This is a genomic window from Zestomonas carbonaria (assembly GCF_904061905.1).
In the GTDB taxonomy this organism is placed as follows: Bacteria; Pseudomonadota; Gammaproteobacteria; order Pseudomonadales; family Pseudomonadaceae; genus Aquipseudomonas; species Aquipseudomonas carbonaria.
Genome location: NZ_CAJFCI010000022.1, coordinates 1 through 23053 on the forward strand (window position 1 = coordinate 1; position 23053 = coordinate 23053).

Annotated in this window: 22 protein-coding genes; 7 read left to right on the forward strand and 15 right to left on the reverse strand. The window is 66.4% G+C overall.

Translation table 11 applies throughout. The features are described from left to right. Positions 1-312: 312 nt before the first annotated feature. The 3 genes from PSEWESI4_RS03625 to aguA all read left to right on the forward strand — a co-directional run bounded on the left by PSEWESI4_RS03625 (position 313) and on the right by aguA (position 3526). The gene (locus PSEWESI4_RS03625) at positions 313-957 is read left to right on the forward strand and encodes a TetR/AcrR family transcriptional regulator (RefSeq protein ID WP_187669816.1); all 645 of its coding nucleotides are present in this window, start codon (positions 313-315) and stop codon (positions 955-957) included. Between the two features lie 438 nt (positions 958-1395). Further along, positions 1396-2277, forward strand: coding sequence for an N-carbamoylputrescine amidase (aguB, locus tag PSEWESI4_RS03630; RefSeq protein WP_187669817.1), 882 nt, complete (start codon positions 1396-1398; stop codon positions 2275-2277). A 142-nt stretch (positions 2278-2419) separates the two neighbouring features. Further along, a complete protein-coding gene (gene aguA, locus PSEWESI4_RS03635; protein WP_187669818.1) occupies positions 2420-3526 on the forward strand; it encodes an agmatine deiminase in 1107 nt (368 codons plus the stop codon). A 292-nt stretch (positions 3527-3818) separates the two neighbouring features. On the opposite strand, the gene PSEWESI4_RS03640 is transcribed toward aguA, so the two are convergent. Next, the gene (locus tag PSEWESI4_RS03640; RefSeq protein WP_187669819.1) at positions 3819-4790 is read right to left on the reverse strand and encodes a GGDEF domain-containing protein; all 972 of its coding nucleotides are present in this window, start codon (positions 4788-4790) and stop codon (positions 3819-3821) included. Between the two features lie 199 nt (positions 4791-4989). After that, on the reverse strand, positions 4990-6177 hold the full coding sequence (gene desA, locus PSEWESI4_RS03645) for a delta-9 fatty acid desaturase DesA (RefSeq protein ID WP_187669820.1): 1188 nt from the start codon (positions 6175-6177) through the stop codon (positions 4990-4992). A gap of 172 nt (positions 6178-6349) precedes the next feature. Here desA and dibA point away from each other — a divergent pair, with 172 nt between their 5' ends. Continuing rightward, positions 6350-8236, forward strand: coding sequence for a phosphodiesterase DibA (gene dibA, locus PSEWESI4_RS03650; RefSeq protein WP_187669821.1), 1887 nt, complete (start codon positions 6350-6352; stop codon positions 8234-8236). Positions 8237-8387: 151 nt separating this feature from the next. Here the strand turns inward: dibA and PSEWESI4_RS03655 are convergent, their stop codons facing one another. From PSEWESI4_RS03655 to PSEWESI4_RS03685, 7 genes are all read right to left on the reverse strand, one after another. Continuing rightward, entirely contained in the window at positions 8388-8603 is a 216-nt protein-coding gene (locus tag PSEWESI4_RS03655) for a TOBE domain-containing protein (protein ID WP_181086546.1), read from the reverse strand. Between the two features lie 84 nt (positions 8604-8687). After that, positions 8688-9500 (reverse strand): aliphatic sulfonates ABC transporter ATP-binding protein, encoded by an 813-nt coding sequence (gene ssuB / locus PSEWESI4_RS03660; protein WP_187669822.1) that lies wholly within the window; start codon positions 9498-9500, stop codon positions 8688-8690. Continuing rightward, positions 9497-10297, reverse strand: coding sequence for an aliphatic sulfonate ABC transporter permease SsuC (gene ssuC / locus PSEWESI4_RS03665; protein ID WP_187669823.1), 801 nt, complete (start codon positions 10295-10297; stop codon positions 9497-9499). The genes ssuB and ssuC overlap by 4 nt, the downstream gene beginning before the upstream one ends. Positions 10298-10347: 50 nt before the next feature. Then, positions 10348-11496 (reverse strand): FMNH2-dependent alkanesulfonate monooxygenase, encoded by a 1149-nt coding sequence (gene ssuD / locus PSEWESI4_RS03670; RefSeq protein ID WP_187669824.1) that lies wholly within the window; start codon positions 11494-11496, stop codon positions 10348-10350. A gap of 125 nt (positions 11497-11621) precedes the next feature. Then, positions 11622-12605 carry a sulfonate ABC transporter substrate-binding protein gene (locus tag PSEWESI4_RS03675; RefSeq protein WP_187669825.1) on the reverse strand — a complete coding sequence of 328 codons (984 nt, stop codon included), beginning with the start codon at positions 12603-12605 and terminating at the stop codon, positions 11622-11624. A gap of 148 nt (positions 12606-12753) precedes the next feature. Then, a complete protein-coding gene (gene ssuE / locus PSEWESI4_RS03680) occupies positions 12754-13335 on the reverse strand; it encodes an NADPH-dependent FMN reductase (RefSeq protein WP_187669826.1) in 582 nt (193 codons plus the stop codon). 9 nt (positions 13336-13344) lie between these two features. Beyond that, entirely contained in the window at positions 13345-13983 is a 639-nt protein-coding gene (locus PSEWESI4_RS03685) for a peroxiredoxin (protein WP_187669827.1), read from the reverse strand. Between the two features lie 244 nt (positions 13984-14227). Here PSEWESI4_RS03685 and PSEWESI4_RS03690 point away from each other — a divergent pair, with 244 nt between their 5' ends. The 3 genes from PSEWESI4_RS03690 to PSEWESI4_RS03700 all read left to right on the forward strand — a co-directional run bounded on the left by PSEWESI4_RS03690 (position 14228) and on the right by PSEWESI4_RS03700 (position 17617). After that, the gene (locus tag PSEWESI4_RS03690) at positions 14228-15217 is read left to right on the forward strand and encodes a sulfate ABC transporter substrate-binding protein (protein ID WP_187669828.1); all 990 of its coding nucleotides are present in this window, start codon (positions 14228-14230) and stop codon (positions 15215-15217) included. A 173-nt stretch (positions 15218-15390) separates the two neighbouring features. Beyond that, positions 15391-16317: a sulfurtransferase gene (locus PSEWESI4_RS03695; protein WP_187669829.1), complete on the forward strand. Its 927-nt coding sequence runs from the start codon at positions 15391-15393 to the stop codon at positions 16315-16317. A gap of 115 nt (positions 16318-16432) precedes the next feature. Next, positions 16433-17617, forward strand: a complete 1185-nt coding sequence (locus PSEWESI4_RS03700; protein WP_187669830.1) for a YeeE/YedE family protein — start codon at positions 16433-16435, stop codon at positions 17615-17617. 594 nt (positions 17618-18211) lie between these two features. On the opposite strand, the gene PSEWESI4_RS03705 is transcribed toward PSEWESI4_RS03700, so the two are convergent. From PSEWESI4_RS03705 to napE, 6 genes are read right to left on the reverse strand one after another with little or no spacing between them, the layout of a single operon-like run. Next, positions 18212-18808, reverse strand: coding sequence for a cytochrome c3 family protein (locus tag PSEWESI4_RS03705; RefSeq protein WP_187669831.1), 597 nt, complete (start codon positions 18806-18808; stop codon positions 18212-18214). Positions 18809-18817: 9 nt separating this feature from the next. After that, a complete protein-coding gene (locus tag PSEWESI4_RS03710) occupies positions 18818-19306 on the reverse strand; it encodes a nitrate reductase cytochrome c-type subunit (protein WP_408004269.1) in 489 nt (162 codons plus the stop codon). An 11-nt stretch (positions 19307-19317) separates the two neighbouring features. Further along, a complete protein-coding gene (gene napA / locus PSEWESI4_RS03715; protein ID WP_187669832.1) occupies positions 19318-21822 on the reverse strand; it encodes a nitrate reductase catalytic subunit NapA in 2505 nt (834 codons plus the stop codon). Next, on the reverse strand, positions 21822-22115 hold the full coding sequence (locus tag PSEWESI4_RS03720) for a chaperone NapD (RefSeq protein WP_187669833.1): 294 nt from the start codon (positions 22113-22115) through the stop codon (positions 21822-21824). The genes napA and PSEWESI4_RS03720 overlap by 1 nt, the downstream gene beginning before the upstream one ends. Continuing rightward, entirely contained in the window at positions 22108-22587 is a 480-nt protein-coding gene (gene napF / locus PSEWESI4_RS03725; protein ID WP_187669834.1) for a ferredoxin-type protein NapF, read from the reverse strand. The genes PSEWESI4_RS03720 and napF overlap by 8 nt, the downstream gene beginning before the upstream one ends. A gap of 9 nt (positions 22588-22596) precedes the next feature. Beyond that, the gene (napE, locus tag PSEWESI4_RS03730) at positions 22597-22764 is read right to left on the reverse strand and encodes a periplasmic nitrate reductase, NapE protein (protein ID WP_187669835.1); all 168 of its coding nucleotides are present in this window, start codon (positions 22762-22764) and stop codon (positions 22597-22599) included. Positions 22765-23053: the final 289 nt, after the last annotated feature.

Sequence of the window (23053 nt, forward strand, 5' to 3'; positions counted from 1 at the left end):
ACGACGGCAGGAGCGAATACGCGAGATCAACCTGCGTCAGGGGCAACTGTTAATAGCATGAGGCGTGCCGGACAGCAGTGCGCGTTCGTGGGGATGACGGTTGAAGTCCGGAGTTTCCCACCCGTCATTCCCGCGAACGCGGGACGGTGCTTGCACCGAACGCCCTTCAGGGCGGCCCGAAGGGCGAACGAAGCGAGTAATCCAGTAAACAGCCTCACGTAGGGTGGGCCTCAGCCCACCGACCATCTGCGGACTTGCCGCCCCGCGCGCGCTTGGCGTCCAATAGCCGCTCCCAGGGACTGGAGCCCCGTCATGTCGCAACGCCCCGCCACCGCCCGCAAGCCACGCGCCAGCAGCCAGGCGCGCATCGCCGTGATCCTCGATGCCGCGCGTGCCCTGCTCGCCGAACAGGGTGTCGCCGGCCTGTCGATCTACAGCGTGGCGGAACGCGCGCAGATCCCGCCGTCCTCGGTCTACCACTTCTTCGCCAGCGTGCCGGCGCTGCTCGAAGCGCTCACCGCCGACGTGCACGCCGCCTTCCGCGCCGGCCTGCAGGCGCCGGTCGAGCATGCCGCGCTGCACGATTGGCGCGACCTGGCGCGGCTGGTCGAACAGCGCATGCTGGCGATCTACGCCGCCGATGCCGCCGCCCGCCAGTTGATCCTCGCCCAGCACGGCCTCGCCGAAGTGACCCAGGCCGACCAGCGCCACGACATCGAGCTCGGCCAGTTGCTGCAAGCCCTGTTCACCCGCCACTTCGCGTTGCCGCCGCTACCGGAGGACATCGACGTGTTCACCCTGGCCATGGAACTGGGCGACCGCGTCTACGCCCGCTCGGTGCAACTGCACGGCATCGTCACCCCGCGCCTGGCCGAGGAAGGCATGCGGGTGTTCGAGGCCTACCTGGGCCTCTACCTGCCGCCGCACCTGCCCAAGCGCAAGGAGCCCATTGCGTAGACGGGGACGTGGGTGACAGGTGGTGTTCGGAGACATGTGCCGCGAGACACTCCGCCCCTCACCCCAGCCCTGGCTGCGCGCCCCGTTCCTAAGGGAGAGGGAGCCGGCCCGAGTTACCGGTGAGCACGGTACATAATCCCGACGCCGAACAGCCCCCTCTCCCCCTGGGAGAGGGTTGGGGTGAGGGGCGAACCATGGAACAGGCACGAGCGTCGGAATGACCTTCACCGCCCCGTCATTCCCACAGGCGCCGAGCTCCAACAAAAACCGATATTTATCCGCCTTTCAATCGATCAAAAACCATCGATAGATAAAATCACCTTCAAAATTCGATTTTTATCGACTATAAAATCACCATTCGCCGCCTTTCATCGTGGCGTCACCGGTCTCTGCTACGTTCAGTAGACCCCTTCGCAACCGTTCCAACGAGGTCCGACCATGTCCCGCATCGTCACTGTCGCCGCCACCCAGATGGCCTGCTCCTGGGATCGCGCCGCCAACATCGCCAACGCCGAGAAGCTGGTGCGCCAGGCTGCCGCCCAGGGCGCGCAGATCATCCTGATCCAGGAACTGTTCGAGACCCCCTACTTCTGCCAGAAGCCCAACGCCGACTACACCCAGCTCGCCACCTCGGTGGAAGAGAACGAAGCCATCGCGCACTTCCAGAAGGTCGCCGCCGAGCTTCAGGTGGTGCTGCCGATCAGCTTCTTCGAGCGGGCCGGTCGCGCGCGCTTCAACAGCATCGCGATCATCGACGCCGACGGCAGCAACCTCGGCATTTATCGGAAAAGCCATATCCCGGACGGCCCCGGCTACCACGAGAAGTACTACTTCAATCCGGGCGACACCGGCTTCATGGTCTGGCAGACCCGCTACGCCAAGATCGGCGTGGGCATCTGCTGGGACCAGTGGTTCCCCGAGTGTGCGCGCAGCATGGCGCTGATGGGTGCGGAAGTCCTCTTCTACCCGACCGCCATCGGCAGCGAGCCGCACGATGCGACCATCACTTCGCGCGAGCACTGGCAGCGCGTGCAGCAGGGCCACGCCGGCGCCAACCTGATGCCGCTGGTGGCCAGCAACCGCATCGGCAAGGAAGAGCAGGACGGCTACGACATCACCTTCTACGGCTCGTCGTTCATCGCCAACCAGTTCGGGGAGAAGGTCGAGGAACTGAACCAGACCGAGGAAGGCGTGCTGGTGCACAGCTTCGATCTCGACGCGCTGGAGAAGATCCGCACCGCCTGGGGCGTGTTCCGCGATCGCCGGCCGAACCTGTATTGGCCGATCGCGACCCTAGACGGCGAAAACCCTTCGGAGTAATGCCCGGCATTGGATCCCCGCGTTCGCGGGGATGACGTCGCCCCCTCAGATTCCTGTAGGAGCCAGCTTGCTGGCGATCATTGGCAACGCAACAGCATCGCCAGCAAGCTGGCTCCTACCAGAGACCTACGAGTTCATGCTTATGCCCACCCTCACCACCACCCCGCGCGCCGATGGTTTCCGCATGCCGGCCGAGTGGGAAGCGCACAGCCAGACCTGGATGGTCTGGCCGGAGCGCCCGGACAACTGGCGGCTCGGCGGCAAGCCGGCGCAGGCCGCCTTCACCGCCGTGGCCAAGGCCATCGCCCGTTTCGAGCCGGTGACCGTCTGCGTGTCCGCCGGCCAGTACGAGAACGCCCGCGCGCGCCTCGACGCCGACAACATTCGCGTGGTGGAAATCACCACCGACGACGCCTGGGTACGCGACACCGGCCCGACCTTCGTGGTGGACCGCCAGGGCGGCGTGCGCGGCGTGGACTGGACCTTCAACGCCTGGGGCGGCCTCGACGGCGGCCTCTACGCCAACTGGGTGCGCGACGACCAGGTGGCCAGCAAGATCCTCGAGATCGAGCGCTGCGACCGCTACCGCACCGAAGGCTTCGTGCTGGAAGGCGGCTCAATCCACGTCGATGGCGAAGGCACCCTGATCACCACCGAGGAATGCCTGCTCAATCGCAACCGCAACCCGCACCTGTCCCGCGAGGAGATCGAGGCGGTGCTGCGCGAGCACCTGGCGATCGATACGGTGATCTGGCTGCCGGACGGCCTGTTCAACGACGAGACCGACGGCCACGTCGACAACTTCTGCTGCTACGTGCGTCCCGGCGAAGTGCTGCTGGCCTGGACCGACGACCCGGCCGACCCCAACCACCCGCGCTGCCAGGCGGCCATGCGCGTGCTGGAAACGGCGCGCGACGCCAAGGGCCGGCAACTGGTGGTGCACAAGATGCCGATCCCGGGACCGATCCACGCCACGGAAGAGGAATGCGCCGGGGTCGACAAGGTGGCCGGCACCCAGGACCGCGATCCATCGATCCGCCTGGCCGGTTCCTACGTGAACTTCCTGATCGTCAACGGCGGCATCGTCGCGCCCTGCTTCGGCGACGCCAAGGACGCCGAGGCCGAAGCCGTCCTCAAGCGGGTGTTCCCCGAACACGAGGTGGTGATGGTGCCCGGCCGGGAAATCCTGCTCGGCGGCGGCAACATCCACTGCATCACCCAGCAACAGCCGGCGCCGCAGTCCTTGTAGCGACCACTGACCTCGAACGTAGGATGGGTCGAGGAGCGCAGCGACGATACCCATCGGGCCGGCACCGATGGGTATCGCTCCGCTCGCCCCATCCTACGGTACTGTAGCTCTCGCGCCTTCGTAGGGCGGGCTTCAGCCCACCAAAAAGGCTCGACATTCGCTTGGTGGGCTAAAGCCCGCCCTACGGGGCTGGATTACTCGCCCTGAAGGGCATTCGGTGCAAGCGCTTTTCTGGGCTCCCGCGAACGCGGGAATCCAGAAAACGTGTTGCCAGCCGAAACCGGCTGGCCGGTCAGCCCACCACGATCTGGTTCTTGCCCTGGCGCTTGGCCTGGTACATCGCCGCGTCGGCGCGGCTGTACAGGTCTTCCAGCGCCATGTCGTCGGGAGCCAGGCCGGTCAGGCCCTGGCTGACGGTGATCTTGAGAGCCTTGCCGTCGACCCGGAAGCCCAGCCGCTGTATCTCGCGCTGCAGGCGCTGGGCGATCTGCCCGGCGAGGATGGATTCGCAGTGCGGCAGCACCGCGGCGAACTCCTCGCCACCGATGCGCCCGAACAGGTCGCCACGCCGCAGGGCCCCAGCGCCGCACTGGGCGATGCGCTGCAGCACCTGGTCGCCTACCTGGTGGCCGTAGGTGTCGTTGATCTGCTTGAAGTCATCCACGTCCAGCAGCAGGAACGCCAGCGGCGCGCCTGCATGGCGGGCCGCCTCGAACTCCCGCTGGGCGCATTCGAAGAAGTAGCGGCGGTTGCAGCTCTGGGTCAGCACGTCGGTGGTGGCCAGGCGTTGCAGTTCGCCTTCCAGTTGCTTCTTCTCTGTGATGTCTTCGGCGATGCCAACCAGTATCGGTCCCTTGCCGTTGAGCGTGTGGCGGCTGACGAAGCACTTGTCGCTGAGCCAGCGCAATTGCCCGTCGCTGCGCAGGATCCGGTATTCGCGCGTTTCCACCGAGCCCTTCTCCAGCACCTCGGCCAGGCTCTCGGCGGCGTATTCCATGTCGTCCGGATAGATGCTGTTGAGCCACTCGTCGTAGTTGGCCAGCAGCAGCGCGGCGGAACGACCGAAGATGCGCTCGTAGGCAGGGCTGACGTAGATCATCTGGCGGCTCTGCCAGTCGAATGCCCACAGCACCGCGTTGACGCTGCCCAGCAGGCCGCTGATCAACTGCTCGCGCTCGCGCAGGCGCTCGACCTCCGCGCGGCTGTGCAGCAGCGCCAGGGTGAGCTCTTCCAGCTCGCTGGGTACCGACGTTTTCTCGTCCATTAGAGACCAGATCCTTGAAGGTTACGGGGGCTCTGTCGAAGCATACTGCCTCTCGTTACTTGCCAACATATCGCCCGCCGAATGGCGATATGCCGCCATCGGCGAGGAGCATAGACCAGCTCCGGCCTGTGAAAGTTGCAATGAAAAAGGCCGCCTGTCCGGGCGGACAGGCGGCCTGTTTCGACCTCCGAACGGTGCGTCAGGCCGCAGCGGCGGGACGCAGCGAGTAGGTCTTCAGTTGCTCGGCGAAATCGCGCAGCGACTGGATGCCGCTGGATTCCGCGTCATGCACCCACTGCTTGATCGCTTCGAGCATGTCGTGGCCGTTGGCGCTGGTCTTGGCCCAGATCTGCTGCAGCGCCAGGCGCTTCTCGTAGATCACCTGGAGGGCCTGGCTCTGCGCCAGGAGGTCGGCGATGCGGGCCTGGTGGCGTTCTTCCAGCAGGCTCGGCTCGCGCGACAGCAGGCGCTTGGCGCGGCGGAACAGGTGGCGTACCGACTCGTCGGCCTTGGCCAGTTCCTGCTTGACCAGTGGCGCGATCACCAGCTTGCGGTACTGGGCCATGATCTGGAAGCGGTTGTTGAGGATGGCCATGGCGGTGTCCATGTCCAGGTTGCGCTTGCCCTCGACGCGGTGGGCGATGGGCGCGACGCGCTGCACCTTGGCCAGGCCGAACAGGCTGAACAGCTTGATCCACGCCCAGCCCATGTCGAACTCCCACTTCTTCACCGACAGCTTGGCGGAGTTCGGGTAGGTGTGGTGGTTGTTGTGCAGCTCCTCGCCGCCGATCAGGATGCCCCAGGGCACCAGGTTGGTGGCGGCGTCGCGGCACTCGAAGTTGCGGTAGCCGACGGCGTGGCCGAGGCCGTTGACCACCCCGGCGGCCCACACCGGAATCCACATCATCTGCACCGCCCAGACGGTCAGGCCGAGGGCGCCGAACAGGGCCAGGTCGATCAGTGCCATCAGGGTCACGCCGGCGATCGGGAAGCGCGAGTAGAGGTTGCGTTCGATCCAGTCGTCCGGGCAGTTCTTGCCGTAGACGCGCAGGGTCTCCGCGTTCTTCGCCTCCTCCTGGTACAGTTCGGCGCCCTTGCGCAGCACGGTACCGAGGCCCTTGATCACCGGGCTGTGCGGGTCATCGACGGTTTCGCACTTGGCGTGGTGCTTGCGGTGGATGGCGGTCCACTCGCGGGTATTCATCGCCGTGGTGAGCCACAGCCAGAAACGGAAGAAGTGCTTGAGCGCCGGGTGCAGCTCCAGGGCGCGGTGCGCCGAGTAGCGGTGCAGGTAGACGGTGACCGACACGATGGTTACGTGGGTCAGCAGCAAAGTGACGACGACAAGTTGCCAGACCGACAGGTCGAGTAAGCCGTTGTACCACATAGAGCAGGGTGCCTCGGAGGGAGTGATCGGATAGATTTGCCGGACAAACCTGCGGGCATTATCACTGACCCGGGTCAGAAAACCAGCCGATCTTTTCGATCAGAATGTGTCCCGCGATAGTGCCATCTACACTGCCTTGCATCGCCTTGCATCCTATTAAGAACAATTCAGAATGCCCCGTTCCTCCAGCGCCCTGCGCCTGACCTTGCTGTACCTGCTCCTGGCCGGTCTGTGGATCTTCTTGGCCGACTACCTGCTGCGTTCGCTGGCGGTGGCCCCCGAGCACCTCGAAAAGCTGCAACTGCTGCGCCGCCTGGCCTTCGTCGGCATCACCGCCCTGGCGCTGTACCTGATCCTGCGTGCCCACGAGCGGCGCCAGGGCCGCCAGCAGCGCGAACTGCACCACCACAACGAGCGCCTGCGCCAGGCAACCGCGGTGTTCGAGGCCACCCAGGAGGGCGTGCTGGTCACCGATCCGCAGATGCGCATCATCCACGTCAACCCGGCCTTCACCCGCATCACCGGCTACAGCGAGGACGAAGTCCTCGGGAAGACCCCGCGCCTGCTCAAGTCCGGGCGCCACGACACGTCGTTCTACCGGGAGGTCTGGCGCACCATCGAGCAGAACCATGTATGGACCGGCGAGATCTGGAACCGCCGCAAGGACGGCGAGATCTACCCCCAGTGGCAGTGCATCCGCGCCATCCACGACGAGGCCGGCCATACCAGCCACTACGTCGCGGTGTTCTCCGACATCAGCGCGATCAAGCGCTCGCAGCGCGAACTGGACTACCTGGCCCATCACGACCCGCTCAGCGGCCTGCCCAACCGCCTGCTGTTCCTCGACCGGGTCGAGCACGCGCTCGAGCATGGCCGCCTGCGCCAGCACGGCGGCGCGGTGATGCTGCTCGACCTCGACCACTTCAAGTACGTCAACGAGAGCTTCAGCCACAACGTCGGCGACCAGATGCTCAAGGAGGCCGGCCAGCGGCTGCGCCAGCACCTGCGCGGAGGCACCACCCTGGCCCGCCTCGGCGGCGACGAGTTCGCCCTGCTCTGCGAGGACTGCCAGAGCCCGGCACAGGCGGCAGCGCTCGCCGAACGCCTGCTGGAAGTGCTGCACCAGCCCTTCCATGTGAACGGCAAGCCCCTGGTGATCGGTGCCAGCATCGGTATCAGCCTCTATCCGCGCGATGCCAACTCGGTCGATCAACTGATGCGCAACGCCGACTCGGCGCTGTTCAAGGCCAAGAGCGAGGGCCGGAAGACCTTCGCCTTCTACCGCCAGGAGCTCACCGAGCAGTCGCGCCAGCGCCTCGAACTGGACATGGCGCTACGCCGGGCCCTGGAGCTGGGCGAGTTGCGCGTGCACTTCCAGCCGATCATCGACCTGGGCAGCGGCCAGCGGGTCGGCGCCGAGGCGCTGGTGCGCTGGCAGCACCCGCATCGCGGCCTGGTGCCGCCCGGCGAGTTCATCCCGCTGGCCGAGGAAATGGGCCTGATCAGCCTGCTCGACACCTGGGTGCTGGAACAGTCCTGCCGGCAACTGTGCGCGTGGCCGCATCTCGGTTTCATCGCGGTGAACATTTCCAGCCGACTGTTCTGTCGCGGCGAGCTGGATACCCAGGTCGCGCAGATCCTCGAACGGACCGGGGCGGACCCGCAGCGGCTGGAGCTGGAGATCACCGAAAGCGCGGTGATGGACGACCCGGACGCCGCCCTGGACCTGATGCGGCGCCTGCGCCAGCTCGGCGTGCGGCTGTCGATCGACGACTTCGGCACCGGCTATTCGTCGCTGACCCGTCTCAAGGTCATGCCGGTGCACAAGCTCAAGATCGACCAGAGCTTCGTCAGCGGTCTGGCCCACGACAGCGCCGACCTGGCCATCGCCCGATCGGTGATCACCCTGGGCCACAGCCTGGGACTCAAGGTTCTCGCCGAAGGCATCGAACAGCCGGAGCAGGCGGAACTGCTCCGCCAGCTCGGTTGCGACCTCGGCCAGGGCTACCTGTTCGGCCGCCCGCAGCCCGCCGTGGATTGGCCGAGCGCGGCGGCATAGATTAGGCGTAGAGCCTTGTTCATGATCTCGCGAGCTAGAGCAGAATGGTGGCGAGAAGGGCTGAGGGAGCGGAGTTCACGAGTTGTAAATGAGCATCCGAAGCCCTTTTCAACGCCGTTTGGCCGACGCGCAGCAGATCATGGACAGGCTCTCAGAGCTTGGCGATCGAAACTTCGGTCGACTTCACGAAGGCAATCACTTCGCTGCCGACGCCCAGCTCCAGCTCCTTCACGGAACGGGTGGTGATCACCGAAGTGACGATACCGGCGGCGGTCTGCACATCGATCTCCGACAGCACGTCGCCGAGGACGATTTCCTTGATGGTGCCTTTGAACTGGTTGCGGACGTTGATGGCTTTGATGGTCATGGCATTTCTCCTGGGGTCGAAATTAGCGACAAGCTTCAAGCTGCAAGAAAAGCGAGGCGCTTTCACTTGCAGCTTTCCGCTGCTCTAAAGCGCCCAACGCAACTGCGTGGGCAGGGGTGAAACGGGGTCCGGCTCCGGCGGCAGCGCAGGCTGCGCCAGCACCCGGTTGAGCACTTCGGCCTCCAGCGCGGCGAGGCGTGGCGAACCGGCGGAGCGTGGGCGGGCCAGGCCGACCGTCAGGTCGAGACCGATCCGGCCGTCCTCGATGAGGATCACCCGGTCGGCGGTGGCTACCGCCTCGTGCACGTCGTGGGTGACCAACAGCACGGTGAAGCCATGCTGCTGCCACAGGCGTTCGATCAGTTGCTGCATCTCGATGCGGGTCAGCGCATCCAGCGCGCCGAGCGGCTCGTCGAGCAGCAGCAGGCGCGGCTGGTGGATCAGCGCGCGGGCCAGGGCGACACGCTGCTTCTGGCCACCGGACAGCGACGCCGGCCACTCCTGGGCGCGGTCAGCCAGGCCGACCGCCTCCAGCGCCTCGCGCGCCTTGGGCCGCCAGTCGCCGGAAAGGCCCAGGCCGACGTTGTCGATCACCCGCTTCCAGGGCAGCAGGCGGGCGTCCTGGAACATCAGCCGGGTGTCCTCGCGAGCCTCGGCGAGCGGCGCCGATCCGGCCAGCAGCTCACCACCGCTGGGCGCATCGAGACCGGCCAGCAGGCGCAGCAGCGTGCTCTTGCCGCAACCGCTGCGACCGACCACGGCGACGAACTGACCGGCCGGGATCAGCAGGTCGATGTCGTGCAGCACCTGACGCTCGCCGAACGACTTGGCGACCCCGCGCAGGGCCAGCGGGATACCGCGCTTGAGCTGCTGCGGCGGGTTGTTGAAGACGGTCATGCGGCACCTCCCTTGTGCACCTGGTAGGCCGGGTGCCAGCGCAGCCAGACGCGCTCCAGGCCACGGGCGGCGAGGTCGGCCAGCTTGCCGAGCACGGCGTAGAGCAGGATCGCCAGCACCACCACGTCGGTCTGCAGGAATTCGCGAGCGTTCATCGCCAGGTAGCCGATACCGGAGCTGGCGGAAATGGTTTCGGCGACGATCAGCGTCAGCCACATGAAGCCGAGGGCGAAGCGCACGCCGACCAGGATCGACGGCAGCGCGCCGGGCAGGATCACCTGGCGGAACAGGGCGAAGCCGGACAGGCCGTAGCTGCGCGCCATTTCCACCAGCCCGGCGTCGATGCTGCGGATGCCGTGGTAGGTGTTGAGGTAGATGGGGAACAGCGTGCCGAGGGCGACCAGGAAGATCTTCGCGCTCTCGTCGATGCCGAACCACAGGATCACCAGCGGGATCAGCGCCAGGTGCGGCACGTTGCGCAGCATCTGTACCGAGCTGTCGAGCAGGCGTTCGCCCCATTTCGACAGGCCGGTGATGAAGCCGAGCAGCAGGCCCAGCCCGCCGCCGATGGAGAGCCCGACCACGGCGCGCCAGCCGCTGATCGCCAGGTGTTGCCACAGCTCGCCGCTGCTCACCAGCTCCACGCCGGCGGCGAACACCGCACTCGGCGCCGGCAGGATGCGGCTCGACAACCAGCCGGTGGTCACCGCCAGTTGCCAGGCGGCCAGCAGGGCCACGGGCAGGAGCCAGGGGGCGATGCGTGTAGCGAGTTTTCTGTTGAAGGTTGTTGCAGTCATCTTCGTATTCCTGGATCGATGGTGCTTGCTGCTGGTGAGGGGCCCTGACCTCAACTCGCCGACGCCGCCTTCGGCAGAATGTCGTTGGCCACCATCTCCCCGAACGGACTCACATAGCCGCGCGACTCGGGGCGCTGCGGCTGGGCGACGTCCAGGTGCGGGAACAGCAGTTCGGCGACCCGGTAGGACTCTTCCAGGTGCGGGTAGCCGGAGAAGATGAAGGTATCGATGCCGAGGTCCGCGTATTCCTTGACCCGCGCGGCCACGGTCGGGCCGTCGCCGACCAGCGCGGTGCCGGCGCCGCCGCGCACCAGGCCGACACCGGCCCAGAGGTTGGGGGACACTTCCAGGTTGTCCTTGCTGCCGCCGTGCAGGGCGGCCATGCGCCGCTGGCCCACCGAGTCGAAGCGCGCCAGCGACGCCTGGGCGCGGGCGATGGTGTCGTCGTCGAGGTGGCTGATCAGCCGGTCAGCGGCGGCCCAGGCCTCCTCGTTGGTCTCGCGGACGATCACGTGCAGGCGGATGCCAAAGCGCACTTCGCGGCCTTGTTTCGCGGCCTTCTCGCGCACCTGGGCGATCTTCTCGGCCACCGCGGCCGGCGGCTCGCCCCAGGTCAGGTACAGCTCGACCTGCTCGGCGGCCAGGTCCTGGGCAGCCGCCGAGGAGCCGCCGAAGTACAGCGGCGGACGCGGTTGCTGGACCGGCGGGTAGAGCAGCTTGGCGCCCTTCACTTGCAGGTGCTTGCCGTCATAGTCGACGGTCTCGCCTTCCAGCACGCGGCGCCAGATGCGGGTGAATTCGACGGAGGCTTCGTAGCGCTCCTCGTGGTTCAGGTGCAGGCCGTCGCCGGCCAGTTCGTCCGGGTCGCCGCCGGTCACCAGGTTGAACAGCGCCCGCCCGCCGGACAGCCGGTCGAGGGTCGCCGCCTGGCGCGCGGCCACGGTCGGCGAGATGATCCCCGGGCGCAGGGCGACGAGGAACTTCAGGCGCTGGGTCACCGGGATCAGCGAAGCGGCCACCAGCCAGGAGTCCTCGCAGGAACGCCCGGTGGGGATCAGTACGCCACCGTAGCCAAGGCGGTCGGCAGCCTGGGCGACCTGCGTGAGGTAGCCATGGTCGACGGCGCGCGCGCCCTCGCTGGTGCCCAGGTAGTGGCCGTCGCCGTGGGTCGGCAGGAACCAGAAGATGTTGAGGCTCATTGTGGAGTGGTCTCCTTGAAAGGCTGAGTTGCTGCTTCGCTCGTTTGTTTGTTGGGTTCCCGCTCGCGGGAACGATGGAGTCCTGCCCTGTCATCCCCGCGAACGCGGGGACCCAATGACCAGGCTTATTGCGCCGCCTGCGCCACCTTGGCCGGCGGGGTCCAGATCACATCGGCGATGCTGAGTTTTTTCGGGATCAGCTTGAGGTCGGTGAAGGTGTCGGCGATCTTCTGCTGCGCGACGATCACGTCCGGGGTGATGAACTGCGCCCCGTAGCCCTGACGCTTCACCGCGATCGAGGTGATCTCCTTGGACAGGCCGAGCAGCGGCGCGACCTGTTCGGTGACCTTGTCCGGATCGGCCTTGGAGTCTTCACCGACGGCGCGGATTTCCTCGATCAGCGCAGAGATCACTTCCGGGTTCTTCTGTGCGTAGGGCTTGGTGGCCAGGTAGAACTGGTGGTTGTCGACCAGCCCGGTGCCGTCGCGCAGGGTGCGCGCCTGCAATTGCTGTTCGGCGGCGGCCTGGAAGGGGTCCCAGATCACCCAGGCGTCCACGCTGCCGCGCTCGAAGGCGGCGCGGGCGTCGGCCGGCGGCAGGTACACGGGCTGGACATCGCTGTATTTCAGGCCGGCGTCTTCCAGTGCGCGGACCAGCAGGTAGTGCACGTTGGAGCCCTTGTTGAGGGCGACCTTCTTGCCCTTGAGCTCGGCCACCGACTTGAGCGGCGAGTCCTTCGGCACCAGGATCGCCTCGCTGGTCGGCGCCGGCGGCTCATGGGCGACGTAGAGCAGGTCGGCACCGGCGGCCTGGGCGAACACCGGCGGGGTCTCGCCGGTCACGCCGAAGTCGATCGAGCCGACGTTGAGGCCCTCCAGCAACTGCGGGCCGCCGGGGAACTCGGTCCACTTCACTTCGACGCCCTGCTCGGCCAGGCGCTTCTCCAGCGAACCCTTGGCCTTGAGCAGCACCAGGGTGCCGTATTTCTGGTAGCCGATGCGCAGGACGCTCTTGTCCTGGGAAGCGGCCTGCGCCTGGGTGATGGCGCCGAAGGAAATGGCCGCGGCAAACAGGGCGACCAGGCTCCGACGCAGAGTAATGGTGCGCATGGCGCTCTCCTTCTCCGTGTACGTTGTGTTGGTTGCGCCTGCTTGCCCGTTGGCGGGTGAGTAAGGCTTTCTTTGAGCGGCAAGCCACAAGCTTCAAGCTGCAAGCGGTGCAGCGCTGTCACTTGTGGCTTGCCGCTTGAAGCTGCTCCTAGATACTCCAGCGCGCCGTGGCCAGCAGGTTCTTGTCCAGCGCCTTCGGCCGACGCAGCAGCGCGCGGTGGAACTGTTGCAGCGCCTCGTCCAGGCGCTGCAACAGCGCCGGGGCGAACTGTGCCGGCGCGCCGTTCTCGCCGTAGGCGATCTGGCCGTCGTCGGCGAACACGCCGTGCAGCACTTCCTCGGCCTTCAGCGCGCTGAGCACCGGCTTCAGCGCGTAGTCGACCGCCAGCATGTGCGCCTTGCTACCGCCGGTGGACAGCGGCAGCACCACCTTGTGCTCGAAGGCGCGTTCCGGCAGCAGGTCGAGCACCGCCTTCAGCGCGCCGGTGAACGACGCCTTGTAGACCGGCGTGGCGACCAGCAGGCCATCGGCGTTGGCGATCTGGGCGCGCAGGTCGACGATGTGCGGGCTGTCGAAGCGCGCGTGCAGCAGGTCTTCGGCGGGAAATCCGGTGACCCGGTATTCCACCACCTCGATACCCTGCTGCTGCAGCCAGCGTCGCGAACGCTCCAGCAACAGGTTGGAGCGCGACCGCTCGGCGGGACTGCCGCCCAGGGAAACCACCAGCATTACGATCCCTCAGCGGTTGGGTTGCGGAGTCAGGCGCAGGTACGGTTTGACCGCCCGGTAGCCACGCGGGAAGCGACGCTGGATTTCCTCCGGGTCCTGCAGCGAAGGCACTATCACCACCTCGTCGCCGTCCTGCCAGTTGGCCGGGGTGGCGACCTTGTGGTTGTCGGTCAGTTGCAGCGAGTCGATCACCCGCAGGATCTCGTTGAAATTGCGTCCGGTGCTGGCCGGGTAGGTGATGATCAGGCGCACCTTCTTGTTCGGGTCGATGACGAACAGCGAGCGCACGGTCAGGGTGTCGTTGGCGTTCGGGTGGATCAGGTCGTAGAGGCCGGAAACCTTGCGGTCGGCGTCGGCGATGATCGGGAAGTTGACCCGGGTATCCTGGGTCTCGTTGATGTCGTCGATCCACTTCACGTGGGATTCCACCGGGTCCACCGACAGGGCCAGCACCTTGACGCCGCGCTTGGCGAAGTCGTCCTTCAGCTTGGCGGTGAAGCCCAGCTCGGTGGTGCACACCGGGGTGAAGTCGGCCGGGTGGGAGAACAGCACGCCCCAGCTATCGCCGAGCCATTCGTGGAAGCGGATACGGCCTTCGCTGGAATCCTGTTCGAAGTCGGGGGCGATGTCGCCAAGTCTGAGGCTCATGGTGCGGCTCCTGTGCAGAGTGTTCTGTGGCGCTCACTATGCTTAGACTCGGCGCGAATTAAAAAGAATAAATAAAAATTTATTTAGACAATAAAGGAATATAAGAGAGCTGCGGCAACGCGTTCCCAGCGCTAGAATCACCGATCTCCGGCTATAAGAAGCGAATCAAATATTCTTTATCAGAATAAAAAGAAGCTTTTATAGTGCTTCCGTTTTGCCAACACCAAGGACAAAGGACCCATCCATGAAGCGACTGCTGACCACTTCCCTGCTCGCCGCCGGCCTGGCCCTGGCTTCCGGCGCCCAGGCGGCGACCCTGCTGAACGTCTCCTACGACGTGATGCGCGACTTCTACAAGGAATACAACCCGGCGTTCCAGAAGCACTGGCAGGCCGAGGGCAACAAGGCAGTGAACATCCAGATGTCCCACGGCGGCTCGAGCAAGCAGGCGCGCGCGGTAATCGACGGCCTGCCCGCCGACGTGATCACCATGAACATGGCCACCGACATCAACGCCCTCGCCGACAACGGCGGCCTGGTGCCGCAGGACTGGGCCGCGCGCCTGCCGGACAACAGCGCGCCGTTCACCTCGGCCACCGTGTTCATCGTCCGCAAGGGCAACCCGAAGGAACTCAAGGACTGGCCGGACCTGCTCAAGGACGGCGTGCAGGTGGTGGTGCCCAACCCGAAGACCTCGGGCAACGGCCGCTACACCTATCTCTCCGCCTGGGGCTACGTGCTGCAGAACGGTGGTGACGAGAACAAGGCCAAGGAGTTCGTCGGCAAACTGTTCAAGCAGGTCCCGGTGCTGGACACCGGCGGTCGCGCCGCCACCACCACCTTTATCCAGAACCAGATCGGCGACGTGCTGGTGACCTTCGAGAACGAAGCCGAGATGATCGCCCGCGAGTTCGGCCGTGGCAGCTTCGAAGTGGTCTACCCGAGCGTTTCCGCCGAAGCCGAGCCGCCGGTGGCGGTGGTCGACAAAGTGGTCGACAGGAAAGGCACCCGCAAGGAGGCCGAGGCCTACCTGAAGTACCTGTGGTCCGACGAAGCCCAGCGCATCGCCGCCAACAACTACCTGCGCCCGCGCAACCCGGCCATCCTCGCCGAGTTCGCCGACCGCTTCCCGAAAGTCGAATTCCTGCCGGTGGTGAAGACCTTCGGCGAATGGCCGCAGATCCAGCAGACCCACTTCAACGATGGCGGCGTGTTCGACCAGATCTACAAGTAACCGCCCCCAGGCAACACCCGCACATGGCCCGGATCGTTCCGGGCCATGTCGTTTCCGGAGCATGCCGGATCGCCACTACTTCCGGGAATATAGTTATAGATAAATGTTTTTTTATATCCCACCGAAGAGTGTCTAACCTCCTGTGGATAACTGCCAACAGGAGCCACACATCCATGAACCTCAAAGCGTTGCTCGGTGCCGGCCTGCTGGCCGCCGCCACGTTCATCCACACGACGCCGGTACTGGCCGCCAGCGAATACCTGGTCAGCACCGACTGGCTGGAAAAGAACCTAGACAATCCCAAGGTACGCGTCGTCGAGGTCAGCGTGGTGCCCGGCGTCTACGAGCGCGGGCACATTCCCGGCGCGGTGAACTTCTCCTGGCACAGCGACCTGGTCGACCCGGTCCGCCGTGACATCGCCACCCAGGAAAACTTCCAGGCCCTGCTGCGCAAGGCCGGTATCTCCCAGGACACCACCACCATCCTCTACGGCGACAACAACAACTGGTTCGCCGCCTGGGGCGCCTGGGTGTTCGACGTGTACGGCGTGGACAACGTCAAGCTGCTCGATGGCGGCCGCGTCAAATGGGAGGCCGAGGGCCGCGCCCTCGACGCCCGCGCGCCCTCCCCGGCCGCCGGCGACGTGACTGTCAAGGCCGCCAACAAGGACCTGCGCGCCCACCTGCCGGAAGTGCTGGCCGCCGCCGAGAAGCGCAGCGACGTACAACTGGTGGACATCCGCTCGCCGGACGAATACAGCGGCAAGATCTTCGCCCCGCAAGGCGTGCAGGAACTGGCCGTGCGCGCCGGCCACGTGCCCGGCGCGGTGAACGTGCCCTGGGGCCAGGCAGTGGCCGCCGACGGCACCTTCAAGTCGCCCGAGGAATTGAAGAAGGTCTACGCCGCAGTGGGCATCGACGGCAGCAAGCCGATCATCACCTACTGCCGGATCGGCGAGCGCTCCAGCCACACCTGGTTCGCCCTGAAGAAGATCCTCGGCTACGACGTGCGCAACTACGACGGCTCCTGGACCGAGTACGGCAACGCCGTGGGCGTGCCGGTGGTCAACCTGGCCGGTACGGTCTGGGGTGGGCAATAGTCAGCCGCAAGCTGCAAGCCACAAGCTGCAAGATGGAAACGAACAGGGGCCGCCGCGGCCCTTGCTCTAGGCTTGTCGCTTGCAGCTTGAAGCTTGCCGCTCAAAAAGGACTTCCATGACCGCCCGCAGTCTCCCTCGCTCCACCCTGCTCCCCCCTATCACCGCCGCGCTGATCGCCCTGGCCCTGCTGGCAGCCGCCTGGCTGCTCGCCGAGGGCCAGCAGGGCCGCGCCATGAGCTTCTCGCTGCTCAGCGGCGCGCTGTTCGGCCTGTTGCTGCAACGCTCGCGCTTCTGCTTCTTCTGCATCACCCGCGACTTCATCGAACGACGCGACCCCGCCGGCCTGCTCGGCCTGCTCGCCGCGCTGGCCGTCGGCACCCTGGGCTATCACGTGGTGTTCGGCGCCTTCCTGCCCGATCCGTCGGGCGGCCGATTGCCGCCGGATGCCCACGTCGGCCCGCTGAGCTGGGTGCTGGCGCTGGCGGCCACGGTCTTCGGCATCGGCATGGCGATTTCCGGTTCCTGCATCAGCGCCCACCTGTACCGCCTCGGCGAAGGCGCCCTGGCCTCGCTGCTGGCGCTGGTCGGCGCGCTGATCGGCTTCTTCCTCGGCTTCCTGTGCTGGAACACGCTGTACCTGCTGAGCATCCAGCAGGCGCCGGTGATCTGGCTGCCCAACCGGCTCGGCTACGGCGGCTCGCTGCTGCTGCAACTGGCCCTGCTCGGCGCCCTGGCCGCCTGGCTGCTGCGCTACCGCCAGGCGCCGACGACCGCCGAGTCTCCGCCGAACCTGCTGCGCCTGCTGTTCGGCGCCCGCTGGCCGACCTGGATCGGCGGTCTGCTGATCGGCACCCTGGCGGTGCTCGCCTACCTGCGGGTCGGCCCGCTGGGCGTCACCGCCGAACTGGGCAGCCTGTCGCGCACCGCCGCCGACGGTCTCGGCTGGCTGCCGCAGCGCCTGGAGGGGCTGGATGGCTTCTCCGGCTGCGCCACGCTGGTCAAGGACAGCCTGCTGTCGAACAACGGCCTGTTCGTGCTCGGCCTGGTCTTCGCCGCCTGGGCCAGCGCCCTGCTCGCCGGCGACTTCCAGCCCCGTCGTCCCACCGGCGGCGAACTGCTGCGCAACCTGCTCGGCGGCGTGCTGCTCGGCTGGGGCGCCATGCTCGCCCTCGGCTGCACGGTCGGCACCCTGCTCTCCGGCGTCATGGCCGGCGCCGCCTCGGGCTGGCTGTTCGGCCTGTTCTGCCTGCTCGGCATCCTGCTCGGCCTGCGCCTGCGCCGGGTGTTGCGTCTGGGGTGACGACGCCGACGGCAGCGGGCCACGCCCGCAATTTCGCGGCCACGGGCCGCTCCTACAAACACGGCCCCGATGCTGACCTGTAGGAGCGCGCCATGCGCGCGATTCGCGGTCATGGGCCGCTCTACAACACTACCCCGACGCCGACCTGTAGGAGCGGGCCACGCCCGCGATCTCGCGGCCATGGGCCGCTCCTACAAACACGGCCCCGATGCTGACCTGTAGGAGCGCGCCATGCGCGCGATTCGCGGCCATGGGCCGCTCTACAACACTACCCCGACGCCGACCTGTAGGAGCGGGCCACGCCCGCGATCTCGCGGCCACGGGCCGCTTCTACAAACACGGCCCCGATGCTGACCTGTAGGAGCGCGCCATGCGCGCGATTCGCGGCCATGGGCCGCTCTACAACACTACCCTGACGCCAACCTGTAGGAGCGGGCCACGCCCGCGAAATCGCGGCCACGGGCCGCTTCTACAAACACGGCCCCGATGCTGACCTGTAGGAGCGCGCCATGCGCGCGATTCGCGGCCATGGGCCGCTCCTACGGATGGACGTAGCGCGGCATCCCCGGATTGCATCCGGGCTACATCGACCCTCTACCACCCCGGCACGCCGCGCATGTCCGGCAGGTGGTGGGCGATGCCCTTGTGGCAGTCGATGCAGGTCGCCTCGCCGGAAGCCAGCGCGGTGGAGTGCATCTGCCGGGCGCGGACGCTCTGCCGGGTAAAGTCCATGAACTCGAAGTTGTGGCAGTTGCGGCATTCCAGCGAGTCGTTGGCCTTGAGCCGCGCCCATTCGTGCTCGGCCAGTTCGCGGCGGTGTTCGATGAACTTCTCGCGGGTGTTGATGGTGCCGAAGATCTTGCCCCACACCTCCTTGGAAGCCTGCATCTTGCGCGCGATCTTGTCGGTCCACTGGTGCGGCACGTGGCAGTCCGGGCAGGTGGCGCGTACGCCGGAGCGGTTGCTGTAGTGGATGGTGTCCTGCAATTCCACGAACACGTTGTCGCGCATCTCGTGGCAGGAAATGCAGAACTGCTCGGTGTTGGTGGCTTCCAGGGCGGTGTTGAAGCCGCCCCAGAAGACGATCCCGGAGATGAAGCCGGCCAGGGTCAGGAAGCCCAGGCTGTAGTGCACGCTGGGCCGGCTGAGGACCTTCCAGTAGCCCAGGAGCCAGGCGATCAGTGCTTTCATGACGCCTCCTCAGTGCTGGCCGGCCGCGGCGCTGGTTTCCTTCTGCAACAACGTGTCGATGTCCTCGAAGTCGTTGCCGACCGGGGACTGCACGTCGTGCTGCGGCACGTGGCACTGCACGCAGAAGTAGCGGCGCGGCGCCACCGCGGCCAGCGGCTGGCCGTCACGGTCCATGTAGTGGGTGACACTGATCATCGGCGCCTGCATCCGGGCGCTGTTGACCCGGCTGTGGCAGGTCAGGCACTTGTTGCCGTGGGTGTCCACCCGGTAGCCACGGATGCTGTGCGGGATGGTCGGCGGCTGTTCCGGGTAGTTGCGCTCGCGGCGGAGATCCTTGTTCTCCTCGTCGAGCAGGGGCGGCGCGGGCAAGCTCTCAGCCAGGGTTCCGCCGGGACGGCGTCCGTCCGGGGCGGGAGCGTCGAGCGGGTAGCCAGGATCGGCGGCGTAGGACGGCACGACCAGCAGCAAGCCGGCCAGCAGCAGGCAGATACGGTTCATGGCGGTGCTCCTCAAGCCAGGCTGACCAGTTCGATGCGGACCGCGCACTTCTTGTAGTCGGTCTGCTTGGAGATCGGGTCGGTGGCGTCCAGGGTGACCTTGTTGACCAGCTTCGTGGCGTCGAAGAAGGGCACGAACACCAGGCCCTGCGGCGGCTTGTTGCGCCCGCGCGTCTCGACCCGCGCGCGCATCTCGCCGCGCCGGCTGACCACCTTCACCTCGCTGCCGCGCCGTACCTTGAGCGCGCGGGCGTCGTCCGGGTGCATGTACACCAGGGCGTCGGGCACCGCCTTGTGCAGCTCGGGCACGCGGTCGGTCATGGTCCCGGTGTGCCAGTGTTCGAGCACCCGGCCGGTACACAGCCAGAGGGGATATTCCTGGTCCGGCGACTCGGCCGGCGGCTCGTAGGGCAGCGCGAAGACGATAGCCCTCTTGTCCGGGTAGCCGTAGAACTGCACGCCGCTACCCTTCTCGACATAGGGGTCGAGCCCCTCGCGGTAGCGCCAGCGGGTCTCCTTGCCGTCCACCACTGGCCAGCGCAAGCCGCGCGCCTCATGGTAGCTGTCGAAAGGCGCGAGGTCGTGGCCATGCCCCCGGCCGAACTGGGCGTACTCCTCGAACAGCCCCTTCTGGATATAGAAACCGAAGGCATCGGCCTCGTCGTTGGCGTAGCCCTCGGCGACCTCCTCGCTGGGGAAGGCATCCACCTGACCGTTCCTGAACAGCACCTCGTAGAGGGTCTTGCCCTTGAGCTCCGGCGCCTTGGCCAGCAGCTCGGCGGGCCACACCTCGTCGGTGGTGAAGCGCTTGGAGAACTCCACCAGTTGCCAGAGGTCGGATTTCGCCTCACCCGGCGCGGCGACCAACTGGTGCCAGAACTGGGTGCGCCGCTCGGCGTTGCCGTAGGCGCCCTCCTTCTCCACCCACATGGCACTGGGCAGGATCAGGTCGGCGGCCTGGGCGGAAACCGTCGGGTAGACGTCGGAGACGATCACGAAGTTGTCCGGGTTGCGCCAGCCGGGCAGCACTTCCTGCATCACGTTCGGCCCGGCCTGCATGTTGTTGCAGACCTGGGTCCAGTACACGTTGAGCACGCCGTCCTTGAGCATGCGGCTCTGCTGCACGGCATGGAAGCCGACCTTTTCCTGGATGGTGCCGGCCGGCAGCTTCCAGATCTTCTCGGCCATCTCGCGATGCTTCGGGTTGGTCACCACCAGGTCGGCAGGCAGGCGGTGGGCGAAGGTGCCCACCTCGCGCGCGGTGCCGCAGGCCGAGGGCTGGCCGGTGAGCGAGAAGGGGCTGTTGCCCGGCTCGCTGATCTTCCCGGTGAGCAGGTGGATGTTGTAGATCAGGTTGTTGGCCCACACCCCGCGCACGTGCTGGTTGAAGCCCATGGTCCAGAACGACACCACCTTGCGCTTCGGATCGGCGTACAGCTCGGCCAGCGCCTGCAGGCGCTCGGCGGGCACCCCGGTTTCCTCCGCCGCGCGCTCGAGGGTGTAGGGCGCGACGTAGGCGGCGAACTCGTCGAAGGAAATGTCCGTCCAGGTGTTGGCCTTGTCGGCGTTCTTCGCCTTCTGTTCCAGCGGATCGGTGGGGCGCAGGCCGTAGCCGATGTCCTCGGCGCCATGGGCGAACTTCACGTGGCGCTCGACGAAGTCCTTGTTCACCGCGCCGTTCTGGATGATGTGGTTGGCGATGTAGTTGAGGATCACCAGGTCGGTCTGCGGCTTGAACACCATGGGGATGTCCGCCAGGTCGAAGCTGCGGTGCTCGAAGGTGGAAAGCACGGCGACCCTGACGTGCGGCGCGCTGAGCCGGCGGTCGGTGACCCGCGACCAGAGCACCGGGTGCATCTCGGCCATGTTCGAACCCCACAGCACGAAGCTGTCGGTGACCTCGAAGTCGTCGTAGCAGCCCATCGGCTCGTCCATGCCGAAGCTGCGCATGAAGCCCATCACCGCCGAGGCCATGCAGTGGCGGGCGTTGGGGTCGATGTTGTTGGAGCGGAAGCCGGCCTTGAACAGCTTGTTGGCCGCGTAGCCCTCCCACACCGTCCACTGCCCGGAACCGAACATGCCCACCGACTCCGGCCCCTTGGCCTTGAGCGCCGCCTTGAACTTCTCGGCCATGATGTCGAAGGCCTGCTCCCAGGTGATCGGCTGGAAGCTGCCCTGCTTGTCGTACTTGCCGTCCTTCATGCGCAGCAGCGGGCGGGTCAGGCGGTCGCTGCCGTACATGATCTTCGACAGGAAATAGCCTTTCACGCAGTTGATGCCCCGGTTCACCTCGGCCTTGATGTCGCCGTGGGTGGCGACCACCTTGCCGTCGCGGGTGGCGACCATCACCCCGCAGCCGGTGCCGCAGAAACGGCAGGGCGCCTTGTTCCAGTCGAGGGTGGTGACGTCCGCGTCGGTGGCCACGTTGCTGGCGCTGGACAGGATGGGAAGGCCGGCCGCCGCCGCAGCGATGGCGGCGGCGTTGGCCTTGGCGAATTCACGGCGGGTCAGTTTCATCAGGCTTCTCCGGCAGGGACGTCCGCGACTCTGCGGTGCGGTGCGTCCGGTTCTTCGAGCACTTCGTGGTAGACCAGGTTGGCGGCGAGCACGCCCGGCAGCCCCTGGATGGCCGTCAGGCGGTCGAGAATCTGCGCTTCTCGCTCCACTTCCAGGACCACGACCAGCTTTCCCTGCGGGCTTTCCTGGTGCAGCTCCAGCCCCGGCAGGCGGCGCAGGTTGGCCTTCACCGCAGCGAGCAGTTCCGGGCGGACGTGGACGATCAGGCTGGCGATCTGCAGGCTTTCAGGCATCGGGCATCTCCTCCTCGATCAGGCGGATGGCCTGGCTGGGACAGGGCGCCAGGCAGGCGCCGCAACCGGTGCAGGCTTGCGGGTCGAGCTGCGGCAGCGGCGGCGCGCCGAGCCGTGGGCTGAAGCGGATCGCGCGCGCCTCGCAGGCCTCCTCGCAACTGCGGCAGTGAATGCCGGCCAGGGCCAGGCAGTGCGGCTCGATCCGCGCCCGCCAGGGGAAGGCCGGGCGGGAGAGGTCGAACACCCCGGCATCACACGCATCGGCGCAGTCGCCGCACAGCGTGCAGCCGCCGAGGTCGGGCTCGAACCGTGGGAAACCGCCATCGCCGGCCAGCAGCACGCCTTCCGGGCAGGCGCGGATGCAGGCATCGCAGCGCGTGCAACGGTCGGTCAGATCGGCGGCGGTCCACGGCGGACGACGGACCTCCCCCGCGCCACCCAGGCGGCGCAGCAGGGCGCGACGGGCGTACATGACGCCCACCTAGGTCGGTGGACCCGGCGGCCCCGCGATCAATTGGTACATCCAGACGGCGAATCCGTAGCCACCGACGATGGCGACGGACAACAGGGGAAACAGGCAGATCACGAGAAACAGGAACAGCCGGGTTTCCTTGCCTTTATCTACGACAGGTCCGGACTCGGTATTCATGCGTACAGCCTCCAGCCGACGACAGAATTGAGCCTAGACCCTGCTGTTCGTGAGGACAAAAAACCAGAGGTGCATTCCTGCTCGTGAACGGAAAACTCCCCCAAACGGTGGAACCAGCCTGCGTAACGCGGGGCAACTCTCCCGCTCGGCGAACGAGTCGAAGATGGCAGCCCATGGCCATCTTTTCCGCACCGGGCCATTTTTGGCCCGGTCGGGCCAAAAATGGCCCGGTCGTTTCCCCTTATGGATCAGTGACTTACGAGCGACCGAGCCAAAAATGGCCCGCTCG

Coding starts and splice junctions, on each gene's coding strand:
- PSEWESI4_RS03705 (WP_187669831.1), bottom strand. CDS start 18,808: ATGAAAGCACTGATCGCCTGGCTCCTGGGCTACTGGAAGGTCCTCAGC.
- PSEWESI4_RS03655 (WP_181086546.1), bottom strand. CDS start 8,603: ATGACCATCAAAGCCATCAACGTCCGCAACCAGTTCAAAGGCACCATC.
- dibA (WP_187669821.1), top strand. CDS start 6,350: ATGCCCCGTTCCTCCAGCGCCCTGCGCCTGACCTTGCTGTACCTGCTC.
- desA (WP_187669820.1), bottom strand. CDS start 6,177: ATGTGGTACAACGGCTTACTCGACCTGTCGGTCTGGCAACTTGTCGTC.
- napF (WP_187669834.1), bottom strand. CDS start 22,587: ATGTACGCCCGTCGCGCCCTGCTGCGCCGCCTGGGTGGCGCGGGGGAG.
- PSEWESI4_RS03720 (WP_187669833.1), bottom strand. CDS start 22,115: ATGCCTGAAAGCCTGCAGATCGCCAGCCTGATCGTCCACGTCCGCCCG.
- PSEWESI4_RS03700 (WP_187669830.1), top strand. CDS start 16,433: ATGACCGCCCGCAGTCTCCCTCGCTCCACCCTGCTCCCCCCTATCACC.
- ssuC (WP_187669823.1), bottom strand. CDS start 10,297: ATGACTGCAACAACCTTCAACAGAAAACTCGCTACACGCATCGCCCCC.
- PSEWESI4_RS03695 (WP_187669829.1), top strand. CDS start 15,391: ATGAACCTCAAAGCGTTGCTCGGTGCCGGCCTGCTGGCCGCCGCCACG.
- ssuD (WP_187669824.1), bottom strand. CDS start 11,496: ATGAGCCTCAACATCTTCTGGTTCCTGCCGACCCACGGCGACGGCCAC.
- napE (WP_187669835.1), bottom strand. CDS start 22,764: ATGAATACCGAGTCCGGACCTGTCGTAGATAAAGGCAAGGAAACCCGG.
- PSEWESI4_RS03690 (WP_187669828.1), top strand. CDS start 14,228: ATGAAGCGACTGCTGACCACTTCCCTGCTCGCCGCCGGCCTGGCCCTG.
- aguB (WP_187669817.1), top strand. CDS start 1,396: ATGTCCCGCATCGTCACTGTCGCCGCCACCCAGATGGCCTGCTCCTGG.
- ssuB (WP_187669822.1), bottom strand. CDS start 9,500: ATGACCGTCTTCAACAACCCGCCGCAGCAGCTCAAGCGCGGTATCCCG.
- PSEWESI4_RS03710 (WP_408004269.1), bottom strand. CDS start 19,306: ATGAACCGTATCTGCCTGCTGCTGGCCGGCTTGCTGCTGGTCGTGCCG.
- PSEWESI4_RS03640 (WP_187669819.1), bottom strand. CDS start 4,790: ATGGACGAGAAAACGTCGGTACCCAGCGAGCTGGAAGAGCTCACCCTG.
- aguA (WP_187669818.1), top strand. CDS start 2,420: ATGCCCACCCTCACCACCACCCCGCGCGCCGATGGTTTCCGCATGCCG.
- PSEWESI4_RS03625 (WP_187669816.1), top strand. CDS start 313: ATGTCGCAACGCCCCGCCACCGCCCGCAAGCCACGCGCCAGCAGCCAG.
- ssuE (WP_187669826.1), bottom strand. CDS start 13,335: ATGCTGGTGGTTTCCCTGGGCGGCAGTCCCGCCGAGCGGTCGCGCTCC.
- napA (WP_187669832.1), bottom strand. CDS start 21,822: ATGAAACTGACCCGCCGTGAATTCGCCAAGGCCAACGCCGCCGCCATC.
- PSEWESI4_RS03685 (WP_187669827.1), bottom strand. CDS start 13,983: ATGAGCCTCAGACTTGGCGACATCGCCCCCGACTTCGAACAGGATTCC.
- PSEWESI4_RS03675 (WP_187669825.1), bottom strand. CDS start 12,605: ATGCGCACCATTACTCTGCGTCGGAGCCTGGTCGCCCTGTTTGCCGCG.